Raw genomic sequence first — 18,926 nt, 5'->3', positions numbered from 1 at the left:
GCGGTGCTCCGGCACGCGGTAGGTTGCCCTCGCGCCGGGCCCGCAGCAGGCCCGCGCGGGAGCGGGGGAGGAAGCGACGTGGCCAGCTGGAACGACCTGGTGTCCTACGTGCGGGTGCGGTACGAGGTGATGCGCTCGACCGACACCGAGCTGTGGTTCAACCTGCCGACCACGGGGGAGCGCACCCAGCTGGTGGTCGTCCGGAGCGTGACGGGCGAGGACGACCTCCCGTGGGCGCAGATCGCCTCGCCCGTCGGCAAGCTCGGCGATCTCGACCTGTGCACCCTGCTGGCGAAGGCCGGTGAGTCCGTGGTGGGCGGGGTGGCGGCGCAGGACGGCGTGGTCGTGTTCCGGCACTCGATCCCGCTGCACGAGGGGGAGGTCACGGCCTTCGACCGGCCCTTCCGGCTCGTCGTGCAGGTGGCGGACCAGCTCGAGGAGATGCTCACCGGCCGCGACGAGCACTGACCGGGCGAACGCTCGGGCGGGCCCGCGGCCGGAGTCAGACGCTCAGCCGACGGGCAGGGGTTCCAGCGCCTGCTCGACGACCGTGCGCAGCCGGGCCAGGAGCTGATCGGCCTCGGCCCAGGTCAGGACCCCGCTGGCCACGCCGCCCCGGATCTCTTCCGCCACGGCCCGTGAGAAGCGGGTGGACCACTCGTGCCGCTGCCCACCGTCCGGCCTCGCCCCCTGTGTCATCGGGACAGTGTGCTGCGTGTCACTGGTCACCCCTGATTCGGGGGTCACTCGTGCCACAGCGGTGACCACGCTGCTCGCGAGGGATGTCGAGGTGAACGTCCGGCGTCACCGAGGAGTCGTGCGTCGGGCGGGATGGTGACGGAGGGTGGTCACCGACCGTCGAGCAGGCCGGGGACCGAGGACACCGAGCGCAGCTCGCTGAGCGTGGGGTGGCCCTGGGCGAGGAGGGCGACGTCCGTGTCCTCCGGAGCCGGCTCGTCGGGCTCGGAGATCGTGGTGCGCAGCGTGCCCGGCGCGCCCTCGACGCCCGACTCGTGCTCGACCCGCACCTGCACCGCGCCGAAGTCGGCCAGTTCCGCCTCACGCAGGGGCCCGAGCTCGGCGCTCGGCCTGTCCGGGACGTTGAGCGAGAGCACGGTCCCGCGCGGGCGGGCGAGCAGCACCTCGAGCACCTCCGGCAGCAGTGCGACCACGGACTCCCAGTGCGCGCCGTCGCGGCCGTGCAGGCCGCAGTCCAGGGAGGTCGCGAGCCCGGACCAGCCCTTGAGGGCCCCGGTGAGCACCGCCCCGACCGTCCCGGAGTGGATCACCGCGTGCCCGACGTTGGCGCCGACGTTGATCCCCGACAACACGATGTCGGGCCGCGGGTCGAACCAGCCGTCGCCGGCGGCGTGCACGATGAACGCCGGGTGGGCCTCCACCGAGAAGGCCGGCACCCGCTCGAGCCCGGGCAGCACCTGGGGGTGTACCTTCACGCGCCGGTCCTCGGCCACCGCGAAGACCGACGCACCCACACCGGTCGAGTCCACGTGCGGCGCGGCGACCGTGACGTCGAACCCCGCCTCGAGCGCGCCGAGCGCGAGGGCGTGGAGCCCGGGGGACGCGATGCCGTCGTCGTTCGTGATCAGGGCGCGCACCCCGCCGACGATAATTCAGCCGTCCGCGACTCGCGCCGCCGGAACTCGCGACTCGCGGGAAGGCCGGATGATGTTCCGCGGGTCGGGAGATCCGGGTGCGCGAGTCGGGACTTCGTGCAGCGCGGTCCCCCGCGTCCAGGACGCTGCCGCGCAGGGTGTCAGTTGAGGTGGGCCAGCAGGGAGCGTGCGGCGCGCCGCAACCGCTCCTCCTGCTCCGGCGGGCGGGCACCGCCGGCCAGGTAGGCGGTGATGAGCCGGGCGCCCTCGTCCCAGCGGGCCTGTGCGCCCAGCACCTCGCCCAGCTCGACGAGCCGCTCCTCGTCCGCCCGCACCGCCAGGCGCATTCGCAGCACCCATTCGCGGTCCGCGGGCCTGCCGCGCGTCCGATACACCGCCCGCAGGTTCTCCAGCATCCGGACCAGGATGTCCCGGGTCGACGTGCGGGGCAGCAGCTCCGGGCCGAAGGGTGCGGCCGATCCGGTCACGGCCCGGAAGCGCTCCTCGCAGCCCGCCCGGTCCAGCCGGCGACCGCCGTCGAACACGTCCAGGTACTGCTCGGTGTCGGCCACCCGGACGAGGAAGTGACCCGGCATGCCGACGCCCTCCAGCCGGAGCCCGGCCCGCCGTGCCACCTCGATCGCCACCACGGCGAGTGTGATCGGGATGCCGGTGCGGCGGGTCAGCACATGCGGTAGCAGCGAGTTGCGGGGATCGGTGTAGTCGGTGCTGTTGCCGGTGAAGCCCTCGTCCACGAACAGCCGTCGCACGAGGCCGGGGACCGAGTCGACGCCCTCTGCCAGCCGGTCCAGTTCGGCGAGCCAGGGGGCCGGGTCGAGATCCGGATCGGCGCCCGCGGCGAGCGCGAGGGCCGCCTCGTCGAGCGGGGGCTCGGGCCGGGCGACGAGTGCGACGAAGCGGGCCACCGGCCCCTCCGGCTCCACGGCTCAGCCCGCCCCCGTCGGCTCCGCGAGCAGGCGGACGGTGGTGCCGGAGTCGTCGCTCCAGACCTGCAGGACGTCGGTCAGCTCGGAGGCGAGCCACAGGCCGCGCCCGCGTACGCCCGACGTGGGTGGGGCCACCATCCCCGGGAACGGGACGGCCATCCGGCCGACGTCGTACACCTCGGCCACGAGCCCGTCCCGGGCCCACAGCCGCAGCCGCGCGCTGCCCGGGCCGTGCTCGAGGCTGTTCGTGGCGATCTCGTTGACCGCGAGCACGAGGTCGGCGGTGCGCTCGGGGTCCAGCCCGGCCGTCGGAGCGGTCTCGGCGACCAGGTGCCGCACGGCCGGGAGCGCGGCGAGCGTGACCGTCAGCTCGGCGGTCGGGGGGCCGAGGTCCGGCGGGGGCGGCGGCGGGTACTCGGCGACGACCTGCACCGGATTGCGCGGACCACCCGTCGGCCGGCTCTCCCCGTCGACCCGCAGCGAGGGGTGGGTCGCGCGGACCAGTTCCAGGTCACCGTCGGCCGGGCACGGGCACAGCATGGTGACGGGCAGGCCGTCGAGGGCGACGGTCAGGGCCGCGTCCAGCCGGATCCAGTGTGCGCGGTCGAGGCCGGGCAGGTCCAGGTGCTGGGCGATCACGGTCGTGCGCGCCTCGGGACGGGGGTTGCGGCGGGCCAACCGCGCCCAACGGCTGGCCACGGTGAAGGCCGGGACCCGGTGCACCTCGACGGGATCCCGCCAGTCGACGGCCGAGGCGGCCGATCCGAGGACGGTCTCGAGCGCGGCCCGGTTCGGGTCGTCGAGCACGGCGACGACCTGCCCGCCGCCGCGGAGTGCGTCGTCCACCGGGCCGTGCAGCTCGCGGGCGAGGAGGGCGGGCTCGCGGTAGGGCACGCCCTCGTGGACCATCCCGTCGGTCTCCCGCCCGGGTGCGTCCCGAACCGCGCGCTGGTCCATGCCCTTTCCACCCCCGAACGCCGGTCCGCAGCGCAGAGTAGTGCGCGGGCAGCGGGCACGCCGAATGGAGCAGTACCCGTCGCGGAGCGTGTCCGACGGTCGCGGTGCCCGCACGGAGCAGGGCTCGGAGGTGAACTCGAAAGCGGGCGGACACGGCTCGGACGGGTGGACGGTGTGACACGACCGATCGATACGCAGGTGGTGAGCGTGGCGGCCGGCCGCGGCCGCGCTGCACGATCGAGTGCGATCGCGTGGTCGAGCGGTCACGGAATGCAGTTGCCGAGGCTTTTCCGTCGATCCCGGAGAAAATCCCCGCGACGGTGGCGTCGTTGTCCGGCCGGAACGCGATCGACCCGTCGCCCGACGGGTAGGACGATCCGCGCGAGTGACGAGGAGGAGGTGGGCGCCACGTGACGGCCGAGCTCACCGACCCCGCGCGCTCGCCGGATCCCGGCGCCTCCGCGGTGCACCTGCTCGACGTCGCGTCCGCCTCCGCGGTGATCCGCCGCCCGGGCGGGGAGGACCTGCCCGCCGCCGTGGGCTGGGGGGTGCTGGTGCTGCCGGTGTTCGGGGCCGATCCCGAGCTGAGCATCGAGTTCGCCGGGCGCCCGGCCGGACCCGGTGCCACGGCCGCGGCTTCCACGGGGACCGCCGAGGCTGCCGGCGCCGAGGCCACGGACGCCGCAGGGGAAGCGTCCGGGGACGAGTCCCCGCCCGGACCCCGGTGGCTCGCGTGCGCGGACCTGCGCCGGATCCGGCACGACGTGGTGGCGGTCCGGGGGCTGCTGCGCGCCGGCCCGGCGCTGGCCGCGCCGGCCGAGGTGCCACCGCCGCCCGAGGGGGCCGCGCACCGGGTGCAGGGTGTGTTCCGGATGCAGCCGCTGCCCGGCCGGCGGATCGAGATCCGGCTGGTCGCGGCGCTGGCGCCGGCGGGCGGGGTCGAGCCCGGCGCGGGCGCCCCGGCCCGGCTCGAGCTGCGCGGCACCTTCGCCCGCTGACTGCCGTCGACCCCCTCGCCGGCCCTCGCCGCGCGCGTCGGGAACGTGCCGGGTGGTGGCGCCGTGGGGTGGGCCACGGCCCGCCCGCTCGGACCCCGCCGGTGTGGCAGGGTTGCGGGGGAGAACAGGCAGCTACAGCACGCACTCAAGAGGTGGACGATGCGCGTCTTCAACGGCGTGGACGAGATCCGCGAGGCCAAGGGCACCCGGCTCGGGGAGTCCGAGTGGGTCACGGTCGAGCAGAAGCACATCGACCAGTTCGCGGAGGCGACGGGTGACCACCAGTGGATCCACGTGGACGCGGCCAAGGCCGCCGAGGGTCCGTTCGGCAAGACGATCGCGCACGGCTTCCTGAGCCTGTCGCTGCTGCCGGTGCTGGTGAAGGACGTCTACTCGATCGAGGGCGCCCGGATGGGCATCAACTACGGCCTGAACAAGGTGCGGTTCACCGCACCCGTGCCCGTGGACAGCAAGGTCCGCGGGGTCGTCGACCTGGTCGACGTCGAGGACACCAAGGACGGTGCCGTCCAGCTGACCACCAGGGTGACGGTCGAGCTGGAGGGCTCGGAGCGGCCCGCGGTCGTCGCCGAGTGGCTGACCCGCCAGTACGTCTGAGCGGAGCTTGCGGAGCGAGCATCGGTACTGAGCGGAGCTTGCGGAGCGAGCATCGGTACTGAGCGGGGCTTGCGGAGCGAGCATCGGTACTGAGCGGGGCTTGCGGAGCGAGCATCGGTACTGGGCGGGGCTTGCGGAGCGAGCATCGGTACTGGGCGGGGCTTGCGGAGCGAGCATCGGTACTGGGCGGGGCTTGCGGAGCGAGCATCGGTACTGGGCGGGGCTTGCGGAGCGCACATCCGTACTGAGCGGGGTTCGCGGAACGGACACCGGCACCGAGCGGGGCCGGGAGAGGGGAGACATCATGCGCGACGCGGTGATCTGCGAGCCGCTGCGGACCCCGGTGGGGGGCTTCGGCGGGTCGCTGCGGGACGTGCCGGTGAAGACGCTGGCGTCGACCGTGATCGCGGCGCTGATGGAGCGCACCGGCCTGCCGCCGGAGTCCGTCGACGACGTGCTGCTGGGCCACTGCTACCCGACGATGGACTCGCCGGCGTTGGGCCGGGTGGCCGCGCTGGACGCGGGGCTGCCGGTCACGGCGTCGGGTCTGCAGATCGACCGGCGTTGCGGGTCGGGGCTGCAGGCGGTGCTCTACGCCGCGATGCAGGTGCAGACCGGTGCGTCCGAGGTGGTGCTGGCCGGGGGCGCGGAGTCGATGTCCAACGCGTCGTTCTACTCCACCGCGATGCGGTGGGGCGCCAAGGGCGGACCGGGCGTCATGCTGCACGACTCGCTGGCCCGCGGCCGGGTCACCGCCGGCGGGGACCACCACCCGGTGCCGGGCGGGATGATCGAGACCGCGGAGAACCTGCGCAAGGAGTACTCGATCCCGCGCGAGGAGCAGGACGAGTTCGCGGTGCGCAGCCACCGGCGGGCGGCGGCGGCCCAGGCCGAGGGCCGGTTCGCCGAGGAGATCGTGCCGGTCACGGTGAAGGGCCGTAAGGGAGACACCGTGGTCGACGCCGACGAGCACATCCGGCCGGACTCGAGCGTGGAGACGCTGGCGAAGCTGCGTCCGATCATGGGCAAGCAGGACGCCGAGGCCACGGTGACCGCGGGCAACGCCTCGGGGCAGAACGACGGCGCGGCGGTCTGCGTCGTCACCTCCCCGGAGAAGGCCGCCGAGCTGGGGCTGCGCCCGCTGGTCAAGCTGGTCTCCTGGGGTGTCGGTGGGGTGCCGCCGAAGACGATGGGGATCGGGCCGGTCCCGGCCGTGGCCAAGACGCTGGACCAGGCCGAGGTGGCGCTCAAGGACGTCGACCTGATCGAGCTGAACGAGGCGTTCGCCGCGCAGGCGCTGGCCTGCACCCGGGAGTGGGGGTTCACCCCGTCGGACTTCGACCGGATGAACGTCAACGGGTCCGGGATCTCGCTCGGGCACCCGGTGGGCGCGACCGGCGGGCGGATCCTGGCCACCCTGGCCCGGGAGATGGTCCGTCGGGACGCCCGCTACGGGCTCGAGACGATGTGCATCGGCGGCGGGCAGGGCCTCGCCGCGCTGTTCGAGCGCGTCTGACACGCCGGTGGGTCTCGACCCCGATGAGTCGGACGAGCTGGGCACCCAGCTCGTCCGACTCATCCGGCTGGTCGACCGCGCCCAGGCCCAGCACCAGGCGGCCAACCCCGACGCGGTCGACCGCGCGGCCTACCTGCTGCTGGTGCACCTGGTGAAGGGCGGGCCGCGGCGGACGGGCGCGCTCGCGGAGGCGGTGCACTCCGACCCCTCGACGGTGAGCCGGCAGGTCGCGCAGCTCGTGCGGCTGGGCTACGTGGCGCGCACCCCGGACCCGGAGGACGGGCGCGCCTTCCTCGTCGCCGCGACGGACGAGGGCGAGCGGGTCTTCGCGGAGAACCGGCGGCTCCGCAACGATCGGATCGCCGCGATCATGGCCGACTGGTCGCCGGAGGAGCGGGCCACGCTCACCCGGCTGCTCGGCCGCTTCACGACCGGCATGGAGGAGCAGTGGTCGCGGCCCTGAGGCCGCGGCTCCCGGCTCCCGGCGACCGGCCCGGACCGCCGTCCGGGCCGGGATCCCGGCTCAGTGCTCGACGGGCTGGCCCTCGGCCTCGGCCTCGGCCTCGGCGGCCCGACGCGCCCGCTCCCACGAGGCCTTGATCTCGCGCTCGGCGTCGGCACGGCCGACCCAGGACGCGCCCTCGACGCTCTTGCCCGGCTCGAGCGTCTTGTAGATCTCGAAGAAGTGCTGGATCTCCGCCCGGTCGAACTCGGGCAGGTGGTGGATGTCGCGCAGGTGCTCCTGGCGCGGGTCGTCGGCCGGGACGCAGAGGACCTTGTCGTCGCCGCCCTTCTCGTCCTTCATCCGGAACATGCCGATCGCCCGCGACCGGATCAGGCAGCCCGGGAAGGTCGGCTCCTGCACGAGGACCAGCGCGTCGAGCGGGTCCCCGTCCTCGCCGAGGGTGTCCTCGATGAAGCCGTAGTCCGCCGGGTACTGGGTGGCGGTGAAGAGCGTCCGGTCGAGGCGGAGCCGACCGGTCTTGTGGTCCACCTCGTACTTGTTCCGGCCGCCCTTGGGGATCTCGATGAGAACGTCGAAGTCCACGGGATGCTCCTTGTGGTCGGTCGTGCCTGTCGGTCGTGACTGGTGCAGGCCGCGACGGTCGACGGCGCGGCGACTACCTCTAGTGTGGGGGACCGCGTCGGGCCGGTCGTGACCGGCCGGGGCCGTGGACCCCCGCCGGCGCCGCCGGTGTCAGCGGTCGGAGGGAGCGGTGGGCAGGTGGGACTCGGCCGGCGGATCGGCGACACCCTGAGGCTGCCGACGAGGCCCGGACGCATCGTCCTGGTGGTCCTCGTCGTCCTCGCGCTCGCCGCCGGTGTGGGCGGCACGCTGGCCGTCCAGGCCCCGAACGTGCTGGCAGACCTGGGGCTCACCGCGGCCGCGCGGGCCGAGAAGGACCTTCCGGCCCCGGTTCCCGAGCTCACCGCGCTGCCGGCCGACGCCCCCGTGCCGAGTGCCGCCGGGCTCGGCTCGGTGCTCGATCCCCTCGCCGCCTCGAGCGCCCTCGGCGACTTCGCCGGCGTCGTCGTCGACCCGTCGGCGCCGCCCGGCACCGGAGCCTCGCCCGCCCCGCTGTGGCAGCAATCACCGGAGGAGCCTCTCGTTCCGGGCAGTGCCGGCAAGCTCCTGACGGCCGCGGCCACCCTGCTGACCCTCGACCCGACCGACCGGCTCGTCACCCGCGCGGTCGCGGGCGCGGAGCCCGGGCAGGTCGTGCTCGTCGGCGGCGGCGACCCCACGCTCACCGCGCTCCCGGCGGGCCGCACCGGCACCTATCCCGAGCCCGCCCGGCTCGACGACCTCGTCGCCGCGGTGCAGGAGGCGACGGCCGGGCAGGAGATCACCTCGGTCGTCGTCGACACGAGCGCCTTCACCGGACCGGTGCTCGCGCCGGGGTGGGACCCGGCGGACATCCCGGCGGGCAACATCACGCCGATCGTCCCGCTGATGCTCGACGGCGGCCGGCTCGACCCGGCGGAGCAGGACGGGGCCCGCACGACCACCCCGGCCCTCGACGCCGGGGAGGCCTTCGCGCGCAAGCTCGGCCTGTCCGCCTCGGCCGTCGTCGAGGGCACCGCGCCGGCGGACGCGAAGCCGCTCGGCCAGGTCTACTCGGCCCCGGTGTCGACGCTGGTCGAGCACCTGATGACCACGTCGGACAACGTGCTGGCCGAGGCCCTCGCCCGGGACGTCGCGACGGCCCGCGGGGGCGACCCGTCCTTCGCCGGGAGCGCCGAGCAGGTGCTGGCCGCGCTCGCCCAGTCCGGCTTCGACGTCACCGGCGCGCACATGGTCGACGGCAGCGGCCTCTCCACCGCCGACCGCGTCCCGCCGCGGCTGCTCGGCGCGCTGCTGGCCGCGGCCGCGGCACCCACCGGGCCGGGGGAGGGCACCGAGTTCCTGCGCCCGATCGTCTCCGGGCTGCCGGTCGCGGGCGGCGACGGCACGCTCGACGACCGCTTCGCCACCGGCACCGCGTCGGCGGGCCGGGGCGTGGTGCGGGCCAAGACCGGCACCCTCACCGCCGTCAACGCGCTGGCCGGCGTGGTCACGGACGTCGACGGCCGGCTGCTCGTCTTCGCGTTCCTGTCCAACGGGGAGTCGCCGGCGGTCGTGCGGCCGCGGCTGGACACCATCGCGGCCACGCTGAGCCGCTGCGGCTGCCGCTGAGACGCGTAGCGTGGCGCAGGTGAACGCCCCCACCCGCCCCACCGCCACGGACCTCGATCCCGACACCGTGTCCGGTCTGCCCGTGAACTGGGGCCTGGCCCGGCGGACCGCCGCGCGGCTGGTCCCCGCGGGCCCGCCGGTGAGCAGTGCGGTGGCGACCGAGCTGGTCGAGCGGCTGCGCACGGACGCGGCGGTGGCGGAGGGGCACGTCCGGACCGTGACCGGGCTGGGGGAGGGTCTGCCGTTGCTGCCCGCCGACGTCGTCGACCGGCCGGCGTGGGCCGCCGCGGCGGTGGACGGGATGGCCGAGCTCACCGCGGGCGCCCGGCTGCCCCGCACCGCGCGGGCCGCCCGGGCGGTCACCGCCACGACCTCCGGCCTGCAGATCGGCGGGGTGCTCGCGTTCGTCGGGGCCCGGGTGCTGGGCCAGTACGACCCGTTCGGCGGGCCGGCGAAGGACGGCAGGCTGCTGCTCGTCGCGCCCAACGTCTACGCCGCCCAGCAGGCCCTCGACGTCCCCTCCGAGGACTTCGGGCTGTGGGTGTGCCTGCACGAGGCCACCCACCGGCTGCAGTTCACCGCCGTGCCGTGGCTGCGCGAGCACTTCGCCGCCGAGGTCGGCCGGTTCCTGTCGATGAGCACGGCGGGTGGTGCCGCGATGATCGAGCGGCTGCCCGAGGCGGTGCGGGCCTTCAAGGCGGCCAAGGGGGACTCGCTGGCGCTGGTGGAGCTGCTGCAGGGGCCCGAGCAGCGCGCGGTGCTGGACCGGCTGATCGCGCTCACCACGCTGCTGGAGGGGCACGCGGACCACGTGATGGACGCGGCCGGGCCCGAGGTGGTCCCGACGGTCGAGACGATCCGGGCGCGGTTCACCGTGCGCCGCCGGGGCGGCGGGATCGTCGACCGGGTGCTGCGCGCGCTGCTCGGCGTCGAGGCCAAGGTCAAGCAGTACGCGCTGGGCTCGGCGTTCACCACGCACGTGGTCGGCGAGGCGGGCATGGCCGGGTTCAACAAGGTGTGGAACTCGCCGAACACGCTGCCCACGCGGAGCGAGCTCGCCGCTCCCGAGCAGTGGCTCGCCCGCGTGGCCTGACCGACTCGGGAACCATGATGCGCAACACCCGGCCCTCTGACCGCGTTCTGGAACCGTAGTGCGCGATCCTTCGGCCGATCTGTGCACTGTGGAACCCTGATGCAGGCGAGGGCCGAGGTGCAGCGGGCCGTTCGTGGTGCGCTGGGGAGGTTGCCTCCGCAGGTGCGGGAGGCGCCGCTGGTCGTCGGGTGCTCCGGCGGGGCGGACTCGCTGGCCCTGCTGCTCGCCGCGCACGCCGAGCGGCCGGCCGGCGTCGTCGCGGCGATCGTCGACCACCGGCTGCAGGAGGGGTCCACCGGCCGCTCGGAAGCCCTCGCCGCGGATCTGCGCGCGCGGGGGATCGACGCCCGGGTGCACCCCGTGACCGTCGACGGTCCGGGCGGCACGGAGGCCGCCGCGCGCCGAGCCCGCTACTCGGCCCTCGCCGCCGCCCGGCCGCACCCCTGCTCCCCGGTCCTGCTCGGGCACACCCTCGACGACCAGGCCGAGACCGTGCTCCTCGGGCTCGGCCGCGGCTCCGGGGCGCGCTCCCTCGCCGGCATGCGGGAGTGGGACGAGCCCTGGCTGCGCCCGCTGCTCGGCCTGCGCCGGGCCCGGGTCAGGGAGGCCTGCGCGGGTGATCCGGCGCCGTGGGAGGACCCGCACAACAGCGATCCGCGGTTCGTCCGGTCCCGGCTGCGCGCCGAGGTGCTCCCCCTGCTCGACGACGTGCTCGCCGGCGGGGTGGCCGAGGCCCTCGCCCGCACGGCCGCGCAGCTCCGCGAGGACGACGAGGCGCTCGCCGCGTGGGCGGACCGGGTGAGTGCCGAGGCGCGGGACGGGAACGCCCTGCGGGTGGACGTCCTGCACGAGGTGCCCGCCGCGGTCCGGCGACGGGTGCTGCGCGAATGGCTCCTGGAGTCCGGCGCGAGCGCGGTGACCGACGCCCACCTGCGGGCGGCGGACGCCCTCGTCGGCGCCTGGCGCGGGCAGGGCGGGCCGCGGCTCCCCGGCGGGTTGGACGTCGTCCGCGAGCATGACAGGCTCCTACCCGCACGGCCGGGCTGATCCCGCCGCGCGCAGAACGATCGCCGAGCGAGAGGTCCCACCCCGTGTACGACGAGGACATCGCGTCCGTCCTGGTCACCGAGCAGCAGCTCGGCGAGAAGACCGCCGAGCTCGCCGAGCAGATCGGCAAGGACTACGCCGACCGCTGCGCTCCCGGCGGCCGTGAGTCCGATCTCCTGCTCGTCGGCGTCCTGAAGGGCGCCGTGATGTTCATGACCGACTTCGCCCGGGCGTTGCCCCTGCCGGTGCAGCTGGAGTTCATGGCGGTCAGCTCCTACGGCTCGTCGACCTCGTCGTCGGGCGTGGTGCGGATCCTCAAGGACCTCGACCGCGACATCGCCGGCCGGCACGTGCTGATCGTCGAGGACATCATCGACTCCGGGCTCACCCTGTCCTGGCTGCTCAAGAACCTGGAGTCGCGTCAGCCCGCCTCGCTCGAGGTGGTCACGCTGCTCCGCAAGCCCGACGCGGTGAAGGTCGAGGTGCCCGTGCGGTACGTGGGCTTCGACATCCCCAACGAGTTCGTCGTGGGTTACGGGCTGGACTACGGCGAGCGCTACCGCGACCTGCCCTACATCGGCACGCTCGACCCGTCCGTCTACGCCTGACCGGCGCCGCCGCTCACGAGGTGGTGGCGCCCACCGGCGGCCCCGCCGGCGGGGCGAGCTCCTCCGGCGCCACGCCGGGCGGGGTCGGGGTGAACGGCGCGGTGCCGTCGACCAGGGAGAGGTCGCCGAGCTCGCCGTGGGTGTTGGCGTAGGCCAGCACCCGCGCCAGGTCGGACACGCCGTTGCTGACCGGCAGCGGGGCCAGGTTCAGCGTGGACAGCAGCCCGATCCCGCGGCCGGAGGCGTCGAGGAACGCGCTGCCGGAGTCGCCGGGCACCCCCGGGCTGACCGTGTACACGATGTGCCCCCAGCCGTCGCCGACGTCGCCGGCGCTGACCCCCGCCTTCGGGCTGAGCGCGCTCACACCGCCGCGGGCCGGCGAGTTGCCGTAGCTGAACGCCTGGGCGCCGGCCGGCAGCCCCGTCGTCGCGACGCCCGTGGGGCCGCCGAACCACGGCACGCTCGGGTTGGTCACGGCCACGGCCTCGACAGGCAGCCTCACCAGCGCGAAGTCGTTGTAGGCACAGGTGTTCGGGTCGGTCTCGCCGCGGCGCTGCATGGTGACCCAGGAGCTGTAGGCGAGCGTCCCGGTGGTGGTGAAGCCGCCGTCGCCGCGCACCGTCACCGCGGTGCCGACGGGCATGGTGGCCGAGGTGCAGCCGTCCGTCTCGGTGGACTGCCCGGTGCCGGCGCAGTGCGCGGCCTGCCCGAGGTAGACCGTGCCGTCGCCGCCGCGGAAGACGAAGTTGCTGGTGCAGGTGCCACCGCCCTGCGTGGTCGTGCCCACGCCGGGGTGCACCGCGGCGCCCTCCCGGGCCGCCCAGACCGGCGCGGCGGCCGGCGCCGCCAGTGTGGGGCGGGCGGTCGCGGTCGAGGGGAGGAGCAACGCCGCCGCGGCCATCCCCAGCGCCGCCGCGGCGACCGCCGTCCGCCGGGGCCAGGACCCCGGTCCCCGCACGGCACCGCCCGATCCGACACCCATCCGCCACCCCTTGCTGCCCCGACCTGCCATGACGTCCGCCCGCCACGATCCGGCCCCGCGAGTACCCGCCGCCAGGGTCCAACGACACGTCCGGCGCGGGGATACCCCACCATCACGCGACGACCGGCGAGGAGCCGGGTGGCGGTCCGGTGCGGGCCCGCGACCGCGGCGGGGCCTCCGGCGTCGGCCGGGGCCTGCGCGGACGCGCGGGAACCCAGCCCCGGCGTCGATCGTTGACCGGACACGATCGCCCCGCCGGCCCGCGCCCGGCGCAGTGGCGCGGGCCGGCCCGACGGCAGCTATCCTGGCGGATCAGGCCGGTCGGCGCGTCGCCGCCAACGCGGGACCGGAAAGCACACTCGGGAAGGTGAAGGCCACCAGGGCCGAAGCTGCATGGACCGCAAGCGCCTGCTCCGCAACCCCTTGATCTGGATCCTCGTCGTGGTCCTGGTCTACTTCGCGTTCTCGGTGCTGTTCGACGACACCCGCGGTTACACGCAGGTCCCGACCTCGACGGCGCTGCAGCAGATCGACGCGCGCAACGTGGCGGAGGCCACGATCGAGGACAAGGAGCAGCGGCTCCGCCTCGACCTGACCAACCCGGTCGACGGCAGCACCAAGATCATCACGCAGTACCCCGCCGCCGCGGCGGACTCGGTCTTCACGCGCCTGCAGGACGCCGGGGTCGCGAACTTCAACACCGTCGTGCGGCAGGACTCGTTCCTGACCACGATGCTGATCTACCTGATCCCGCTGGGCCTGGTGCTCCTGGTCCTGTTCTGGATGATGAACAACGCCCAGGGCGGCGGGAACCGGGTCATGTCCTTCGGCAAGTCGAAGGCCAAGCAGCTGTCCAAGGACATGCCCAAGACCACCTTCACCGACGTCGCCGGCGCGGACGAGGCGGTCGAGGAGCTCTACGAGATCAAGGACTTCCTGCAGAGCCCGGGTCGCTACCAGGCGCTCGGCGCGAAGATCCCGAAGGGCGTGCTGCTCTACGGCCCGCCCGGCACCGGCAAGACGCTGCTGGCCCGCGCGGTCGCGGGCGAGGCGGGCGTGCCGTTCTACACGATCTCCGGCTCGGACTTCGTCGAGATGTTCGTCGGTGTCGGCGCGTCCCGCGTGCGGGACCTGTTCGAGCAGGCCAAGCAGAACTCGCCCTGCATCATCTTCGTCGACGAGATCGACGCGGTCGGCCGCCAGCGCGGCGCGGGGCTCGGCGGCGGGCACGACGAGCGGGAGCAGACGCTGAACCAGCTCCTCGTCGAGATGGACGGGTTCGACGCGCGCGGCGGGATCATCCTGATCGCCGCCACCAACCGGCCGGACATCCTCGACCCGGCGCTGCTGCGCCCCGGCCGCTTCGACCGGCAGATCCCCGTCGGTGCCCCGGACCTGGCCGGTCGCAAGGCGATCCTGGCGGTGCACGCCAAGGGCAAGCCGTTCGCGAACGACGTCGACTTCGACGGGCTGGCCAAGCGCACCGTCGGGATGTCCGGCGCCGACCTGGCCAACGTCATCAACGAGGCCGCGCTGCTCACCGCCCGCGAGAACGGGTCGTTGATCACCGGCGCCGCCCTGGAGGAGTCGGTCGACCGCGTGGTCGGCGGCCCCAAGCGCAAGAGCAAGATCATCTCCGACCAGGAGAGGAAGATCACCGCCTACCACGAGGGCGGGCACGCGCTGGCCGCGTGGGCGATGCCGGACCTCGAGCCGGTCTACAAGCTCACGATCCTGCCGCGCGGGCGCACCGGCGGGCACGCGCTCGTCGTCCCCGAGGACGACAAGGGCCTGATGACCCGGTCGGAGATGATCGGCCGGCTGGTCTTCGCCATGGGCGGGCGCTCGGCCGAGGAGCTCGTGTTCCACGAGCCGACCACCGGCGCGTCGTCGGACATCGACCAGGCCACCAAGATCGCGCGCGCCATGGTGACCGAGTACGGCATGAGCGCCCGGCTCGGCGCGGTCCGCTACGGCCGCGAGCAGGGCGACCCCTTCCTCGGCCGGTCGATGGGGAACCAGGCGGACTACTCGCTCGAGGTCGCCCACGAGATCGACGAGGAGGTGCGCAAGCTCATCGAGGCGGCGCACACCGAGGCGTGGGAGATCCTCAACACCTACCGGGACGTGCTGGACAACCTCGTCGTCGAGCTGCTGGACAAGGAGACGCTCACCCGCAGGGACCTGGAGCGGATCTTCTCCCACGTCGAGAAGCGGCCGCGGATCACCGCGTTCAACGACTTCGGTGATCGCACGCCCTCGGACAAGCCGCCGATCAAGACGCGGGCGGAGCTGGCCCGCGAGCGCGGCGAGACCTGGCCTCCGGAGACCGAGCGCGAGCCGGCCCCGGTCGGCTCGTACCCGGGCGGCAGCAACGGCGTCCCCTCCCCGGGCCCGAACGGCGGCCCCGGCCCGCTGCCCGGTCCCCACGGCGGGGGCTATCCCGGCGGGTTCCCGTCCGAGGCGCCGACCCGGCCGCACGACACCGGTTACGCCAACGGTGCCCACGCCCAGGGCAACGGCGCGGCCAGCGGCCGCGGCCAGGCCCCGCAGCCCGCCCCCGGGTACCAGGCGCAGCAGCCGCCCTACGCGGTGGCGCCGAACTACGGCGCACCGGCGGACTGGCGTCCCGCCACCACGCCGGCCGGGCAGACCTGGCCGCCGCCGAACTGGGCGGCGCACCAGGACGAGCCGACCGCCCAGGAGCACACCCCGGCGCACGGGCGGGAGCAGGAGCAGGGTCACCGGCAGGCCTCCCCGGAGCAGCCGACGCAGCAGCTCGGGCACGAGCCCGCGCCGCGCCCGGCCCCGGAGGGCCCGGAGGCGCCGGGTCCGCAGGACCCCGACGCAGGGAGCAGGAACTGAGCACCGGAACGACGGACGGCCAGGCCCCGATCTACACGGCGGCGGAGCGCAGGGCCGCGGCGGGCGTCGACCACGCGCGCGCCGAGGCAGCGGTCCGCGAGCTGTTGATGGCGCTCGGGGAGGACCCCGACCGCGAGGGCCTGCGGGACACCCCGGGCCGCGTCGCGCGCGCCTACGAGGAGATCTTCGCCGGGTTGTACGTCGACCCGGCCACGGTCCTCGAGCGGACGTTCGACGAGGGCCACGGCGAGCTCGTGCTCGTCAAGGACATCCCGCTGTACAGCACCTGCGAGCACCACCTCGTGCCGTTCCACGGGGTCGCGCACGTCGGCTACATCCCGTCGGTCGAGGGGCGCGTGACCGGGCTGTCGAAGATCGCCCGCGTGGTCGACCTCTACGCGAAGCGGCCGCAGGTCCAGGAGCGGCTGACCGGGCAGGTCGCCGACGCGCTGGTCCGCAAGCTGGACCCGCGCGGGGTGATCGTGGTGATCGACGCCGAGCACCTGTGCATGGCGATGCGCGGCATCCGCAAGCCGGGCTCGCGCACGACCACCTCCGCCGTCCGGGGGCTCTTCCAGACCTCCCCGTCCTCGCGCGCGGAGGCGCTCTCGCTGATCCGGGGCACGTGATGACGGGCCGGCTGGAGGGGCGCGTCCCGCATCCCGGCCGCTGCGTGGTGATGGGCATCCTCAACGTCACCCCGGACTCCTTCTCCGACGGCGGCCGTTACGTCGACCGGGAGCACGCCGTCGCCCACGGGGTCGCCATGCGCGACGCGGGGGCCGACCTCGTCGACGTCGGGGGCGAGTCCACCCGTCCGGGTGCCGGCCGGGTCGACGCCCCCACCGAGCGCGAGCGCGTGGTCCCGGTGATCCGCGAGCTGGTGGCCGAGGGTGTGCGGGTCAGTGTCGACACCACCCGCGCCGAGGTCGCCGAGGCGGCGGTCGAGGCGGGTGCCGAGGTCGTCAACGACGTCTCGGGCGGGTTGGCCGACCCGCGGATGGCCGTCGCCGTCGCGTCCCTGCGCGTGCCGTGGATCCTCATGCACTGGCGCGGGCACAGCGACCGGATGCAGGAGCTCGCGTCCTACGAGGACGTCATCGGCGAGGTGCGCCAGGAGCTGGTGGCGCGGGCCGACGCCGCGGTCATGGCCGGGGTGGACCCGGACCGGCTGATCCTCGACCCCGGGCTGGGCTTCGCGAAGACGGCCGCGCACAACTGGGCGTTGCTGCGCCGGCTGGACGTGCTGGTCGCGCTGGGCTTCCCGGTGCTGGTGGGGGCCTCGCGCAAGCGCTTCCTCGGTCAGCTGCTCGCCGACGCCGAGGGCAGGGTCCGCCCGCCCGTCGGCCGGGACGGCGCCACCGCCGCGATCAGCGCGCTGGCCGCGCACGTGGGCGCCTGGGGCGTCCGGGTGCACGACGTCGAGTCGACGATGGACGCCGTGGCCGTCAGCACCGCGTACCGGCTGGGGTCCTCGCGGGCCCGCACCGGGCCCTGGTTGGGGGAACCGCCGGCATGAGTCCGGGCGACAGCGTCTTCGACACGGACCGCATCGAGCTGCGCGGCCTGCGCGTGCGCGGGCACCACGGCGTGTTCGACCACGAGAAGCGGGACGGGCAGGACTTCGTCGTCGACGTCGTGCTGTGGCTGGACCTACGGGAGGCGGCCGCCACGGACGACCTCACCAGGACGGTGCACTACGGCGAGCTGGCCGAGCGGGCCGCGGCGATCGTCGCGGGCGAACCACGGAACCTCATCGAGACGGTGTCGGCGGAGATCGCCGACGCGGTCATGACGGACGAACGGGTGCAGGCCGTCGAGGTCACCCTGCACAAGCCGAGCGCGCCGATCCCGCTGGATTTCGCCGACGTCGCCGTGGTCGCCCGCCGCACCCGGCGTGACCGCGGACGGGGCTCGGTGATCCCGGCGTGACCCCGGCTCCGGCCCTGCGCGCCCGGCGCGCGCGTTCGGACCTCGGGAGCGACGGCGCCGCCCGCTCCGCGGGAGGGGCTCCGTGAGCCGCGCGGTCCTGTCGCTGGGCTCGAACCTGGGCGACCGCTTCGGCCACCTGCGGGGGGCCGTCGAGGGGTTCCGCGACGCGCTGGTCGCCGCCTCGCCCGTCTACGAGACCGCGCCGTGGGGCGGGGTCGAGCAGCCGGACTTCCTCAACGCGGTCCTGATCGTCGAGGACCCCGCGGTCGATCACCGGGGCTGGCTGCGGCGCGGGCAGGAGCTGGAGCAGGCCGCCGGGCGGGTCCGCGAGGTCCGGTGGGGCCCGCGCACCCTCGACGTCGACGTCGTCACCGTCGACGGGGTGACCAGCGACGATCCGGAGCTGCTGCTCCCGCACCCCGGCACGCCGGAGCGGGCGACGGTGCTGATCCCGTGGCTCGACGTCGAGCCCGACGCGGTCCTGCCCGGCCACGGGCGGGTCGCCGACCTGCTCGCCGCGCTGCCCGACGGGGAGACGGCAACCGTGCGCCCGCGGCCGGACCTGGTCCTGCGGTGACGCCGATCCGGCCCCGCGACCTGCTCGTCGCCTTCCTCGGCGCCGGGATCGTGGCGCACCTGGTCGTCAGCCTGACCTACGGCACGCTGCCCTCGTTCCCCGTGCCCGCCGGCGTCACGCTCGGCGTGCTCGGCCTGGCCGAGGCCGTCGCCGGGTGGATCCTCAAGGGCCGGGTGGAGCGGCGGCGCGGCAGCAGGCCGGTCGAGCCGCTGGTGGCGGCCCGGGCGGTGCTGGTCGCGCAGGCGTCGGCAGTCGGGGGCGCGCTCGTGGCCGGGCTGTGGACGGGGCTGCTGGCGTACGTGCTGCCGCGCGCGTCGGTGGTCACCGCCGCGGCCTCGGACACCGTCGCCGCGATCGTCGGGCTGGTGTGCGCGCTGGTGCTGGTGGGCGGCGCGCTGTGGCTGGAGCACTGCTGCCGCACGCCCGACGACCCCGACGAGCGGCGCCGCGACGACGGACCCGGGAACGGGACCGCCGCCCGGTAGCGGTGGCGGCGACC

Annotated in this window: 21 protein-coding genes; 15 read left to right on the top strand and 6 right to left on the bottom strand. The window is 74.7% G+C overall.

Translation table 11 applies throughout. The features are described 5' to 3' along the window. Positions 1–78: 78 nt before the first annotated feature. Positions 79–468 (top strand): hypothetical protein, encoded by a 390-nt coding sequence (locus ACL02T_RS28655; protein WP_412833903.1) that lies wholly within the window; start codon positions 79–81, stop codon positions 466–468. A gap of 42 nt (positions 469–510) precedes the next feature. Here ACL02T_RS28655 and ACL02T_RS28650 read toward each other — a convergent pair whose 3' ends face one another. The 4 genes from ACL02T_RS28650 to ACL02T_RS28635 form a co-directional block, all read right to left on the bottom strand. After that, positions 511–699 (bottom strand): hypothetical protein, encoded by a 189-nt coding sequence (locus ACL02T_RS28650; protein ID WP_412833902.1) that lies wholly within the window; start codon positions 697–699, stop codon positions 511–513. 149 nt (positions 700–848) lie between these two features. Next, on the bottom strand, positions 849–1,616 hold the full coding sequence (surE, locus tag ACL02T_RS28645) for a 5'/3'-nucleotidase SurE (RefSeq protein WP_412833901.1): 768 nt from the start codon (positions 1,614–1,616) through the stop codon (positions 849–851). Between the two features lie 158 nt (positions 1,617–1,774). Further along, complete coding sequence (locus tag ACL02T_RS28640) at positions 1,775–2,539, bottom strand: transglutaminase family protein (protein WP_412833900.1); 765 nt, start codon at positions 2,537–2,539, stop codon at positions 1,775–1,777. Between the two features lie 21 nt (positions 2,540–2,560). Further along, positions 2,561–3,517, bottom strand: coding sequence for an ATP-binding protein (locus ACL02T_RS28635; RefSeq protein ID WP_412833899.1), 957 nt, complete (start codon positions 3,515–3,517; stop codon positions 2,561–2,563). Positions 3,518–3,927: 410 nt separating this feature from the next. On the opposite strand from ACL02T_RS28635, the gene ACL02T_RS28630 reads away from it, so the two are divergent. From ACL02T_RS28630 to ACL02T_RS28615, 4 genes are all read left to right on the top strand, one after another. Then, positions 3,928–4,515, top strand: coding sequence for a hypothetical protein (locus ACL02T_RS28630; RefSeq protein ID WP_412833898.1), 588 nt, complete (start codon positions 3,928–3,930; stop codon positions 4,513–4,515). A gap of 159 nt (positions 4,516–4,674) precedes the next feature. Continuing rightward, positions 4,675–5,130 (top strand): MaoC family dehydratase, encoded by a 456-nt coding sequence (locus ACL02T_RS28625; protein WP_412833897.1) that lies wholly within the window; start codon positions 4,675–4,677, stop codon positions 5,128–5,130. Between the two features lie 304 nt (positions 5,131–5,434). Continuing rightward, on the top strand, positions 5,435–6,646 hold the full coding sequence (locus ACL02T_RS28620; protein ID WP_412833896.1) for an acetyl-CoA C-acetyltransferase: 1,212 nt from the start codon (positions 5,435–5,437) through the stop codon (positions 6,644–6,646). Between the two features lie 7 nt (positions 6,647–6,653). Beyond that, positions 6,654–7,109: a MarR family winged helix-turn-helix transcriptional regulator gene (locus ACL02T_RS28615; protein ID WP_412833895.1), complete on the top strand. Its 456-nt coding sequence runs from the start codon at positions 6,654–6,656 to the stop codon at positions 7,107–7,109. A 60-nt stretch (positions 7,110–7,169) separates the two neighbouring features. On the opposite strand, the gene ACL02T_RS28610 is transcribed toward ACL02T_RS28615, so the two are convergent. Further along, positions 7,170–7,694, bottom strand: a complete 525-nt coding sequence (locus ACL02T_RS28610; RefSeq protein ID WP_412833894.1) for an inorganic diphosphatase — start codon at positions 7,692–7,694, stop codon at positions 7,170–7,172. A 177-nt stretch (positions 7,695–7,871) separates the two neighbouring features. On the opposite strand from ACL02T_RS28610, the gene dacB reads away from it, so the two are divergent. The 4 genes from dacB to hpt all read left to right on the top strand — a co-directional run bounded on the left by dacB (position 7,872) and on the right by hpt (position 12,071). Continuing rightward, positions 7,872–9,323, top strand: coding sequence for a D-alanyl-D-alanine carboxypeptidase/D-alanyl-D-alanine endopeptidase (gene dacB / locus ACL02T_RS28605; protein ID WP_412833893.1), 1,452 nt, complete (start codon positions 7,872–7,874; stop codon positions 9,321–9,323). Positions 9,324–9,390: 67 nt separating this feature from the next. Continuing rightward, complete coding sequence (locus tag ACL02T_RS28600) at positions 9,391–10,416, top strand: Rv3626c family coenzyme F420 biosynthesis-associated protein (protein WP_412833953.1); 1,026 nt, start codon at positions 9,391–9,393, stop codon at positions 10,414–10,416. A 99-nt stretch (positions 10,417–10,515) separates the two neighbouring features. Beyond that, positions 10,516–11,463 carry a tRNA lysidine(34) synthetase TilS gene (gene tilS / locus ACL02T_RS28595; protein ID WP_412833892.1) on the top strand — a complete coding sequence of 316 codons (948 nt, stop codon included), beginning with the start codon at positions 10,516–10,518 and terminating at the stop codon, positions 11,461–11,463. 44 nt (positions 11,464–11,507) lie between these two features. Then, on the top strand, positions 11,508–12,071 hold the full coding sequence (gene hpt, locus ACL02T_RS28590) for a hypoxanthine phosphoribosyltransferase (protein ID WP_412833891.1): 564 nt from the start codon (positions 11,508–11,510) through the stop codon (positions 12,069–12,071). Positions 12,072–12,084: 13 nt separating this feature from the next. Here hpt and ACL02T_RS28585 read toward each other — a convergent pair whose 3' ends face one another. Continuing rightward, complete coding sequence (locus ACL02T_RS28585) at positions 12,085–13,053, bottom strand: serine protease (protein ID WP_412833890.1); 969 nt, start codon at positions 13,051–13,053, stop codon at positions 12,085–12,087. A gap of 393 nt (positions 13,054–13,446) precedes the next feature. Between ACL02T_RS28585 and ftsH the strand changes: the two genes are divergently transcribed. The 6 genes from ftsH (at position 13,447) to ACL02T_RS28555 (ending at position 18,912) form a co-directional block, all read left to right on the top strand. Next, positions 13,447–15,918, top strand: a complete 2,472-nt coding sequence (gene ftsH / locus ACL02T_RS28580) for an ATP-dependent zinc metalloprotease FtsH (RefSeq protein ID WP_412833889.1) — start codon at positions 13,447–13,449, stop codon at positions 15,916–15,918. 29 nt (positions 15,919–15,947) lie between these two features. After that, the gene (gene folE / locus ACL02T_RS28575; protein ID WP_412833952.1) at positions 15,948–16,547 is read left to right on the top strand and encodes a GTP cyclohydrolase I FolE; all 600 of its coding nucleotides are present in this window, start codon (positions 15,948–15,950) and stop codon (positions 16,545–16,547) included. Beyond that, positions 16,547–17,437 carry a dihydropteroate synthase gene (gene folP, locus ACL02T_RS28570; protein WP_412833951.1) on the top strand — a complete coding sequence of 297 codons (891 nt, stop codon included), beginning with the start codon at positions 16,547–16,549 and terminating at the stop codon, positions 17,435–17,437. The genes folE and folP overlap by 1 nt, the downstream gene beginning before the upstream one ends. Continuing rightward, positions 17,434–17,850: a dihydroneopterin aldolase gene (gene folB, locus ACL02T_RS28565; RefSeq protein ID WP_412833888.1), complete on the top strand. Its 417-nt coding sequence runs from the start codon at positions 17,434–17,436 to the stop codon at positions 17,848–17,850. Before folP ends, folB begins: the two co-directional genes overlap by 4 nt. Before the next feature lie 82 nt (positions 17,851–17,932). Further along, positions 17,933–18,427, top strand: coding sequence for a 2-amino-4-hydroxy-6-hydroxymethyldihydropteridine diphosphokinase (gene folK / locus ACL02T_RS28560; RefSeq protein WP_412833887.1), 495 nt, complete (start codon positions 17,933–17,935; stop codon positions 18,425–18,427). Next, positions 18,424–18,912, top strand: a complete 489-nt coding sequence (locus ACL02T_RS28555) for a DUF3180 domain-containing protein (protein WP_412833886.1) — start codon at positions 18,424–18,426, stop codon at positions 18,910–18,912. The genes folK and ACL02T_RS28555 overlap by 4 nt, the downstream gene beginning before the upstream one ends. Positions 18,913–18,926 lie beyond the last annotated feature (14 nt).

The organism is Pseudonocardia oceanicola, from assembly GCF_047200735.1.
Taxonomy (GTDB): domain Bacteria; phylum Actinomycetota; class Actinomycetes; order Mycobacteriales; family Pseudonocardiaceae; genus Pseudonocardia.
Note: the sequence above shows the minus strand (reverse complement) of the source record. Positions and strands in the feature narration are given on the sequence as shown.

Coding starts and splice junctions, on each gene's coding strand:
- ACL02T_RS28650 (WP_412833902.1), bottom strand. CDS start 699: ATGACACAGGGGGCGAGGCCGGACGGTGGGCAGCGGCACGAGTGGTCC.
- ACL02T_RS28585 (WP_412833890.1), bottom strand. CDS start 13,053: ATGGGTGTCGGATCGGGCGGTGCCGTGCGGGGACCGGGGTCCTGGCCC.
- ACL02T_RS28635 (WP_412833899.1), bottom strand. CDS start 3,517: ATGGACCAGCGCGCGGTTCGGGACGCACCCGGGCGGGAGACCGACGGG.
- tilS (WP_412833892.1), top strand. CDS start 10,516: ATGCAGGCGAGGGCCGAGGTGCAGCGGGCCGTTCGTGGTGCGCTGGGG.
- folB (WP_412833888.1), top strand. CDS start 17,434: ATGAGTCCGGGCGACAGCGTCTTCGACACGGACCGCATCGAGCTGCGC.
- ACL02T_RS28625 (WP_412833897.1), top strand. CDS start 4,675: ATGCGCGTCTTCAACGGCGTGGACGAGATCCGCGAGGCCAAGGGCACC.
- ACL02T_RS28620 (WP_412833896.1), top strand. CDS start 5,435: ATGCGCGACGCGGTGATCTGCGAGCCGCTGCGGACCCCGGTGGGGGGC.
- ftsH (WP_412833889.1), top strand. CDS start 13,447: ATGGACCGCAAGCGCCTGCTCCGCAACCCCTTGATCTGGATCCTCGTC.
- folP (WP_412833951.1), top strand. CDS start 16,547: ATGACGGGCCGGCTGGAGGGGCGCGTCCCGCATCCCGGCCGCTGCGTG.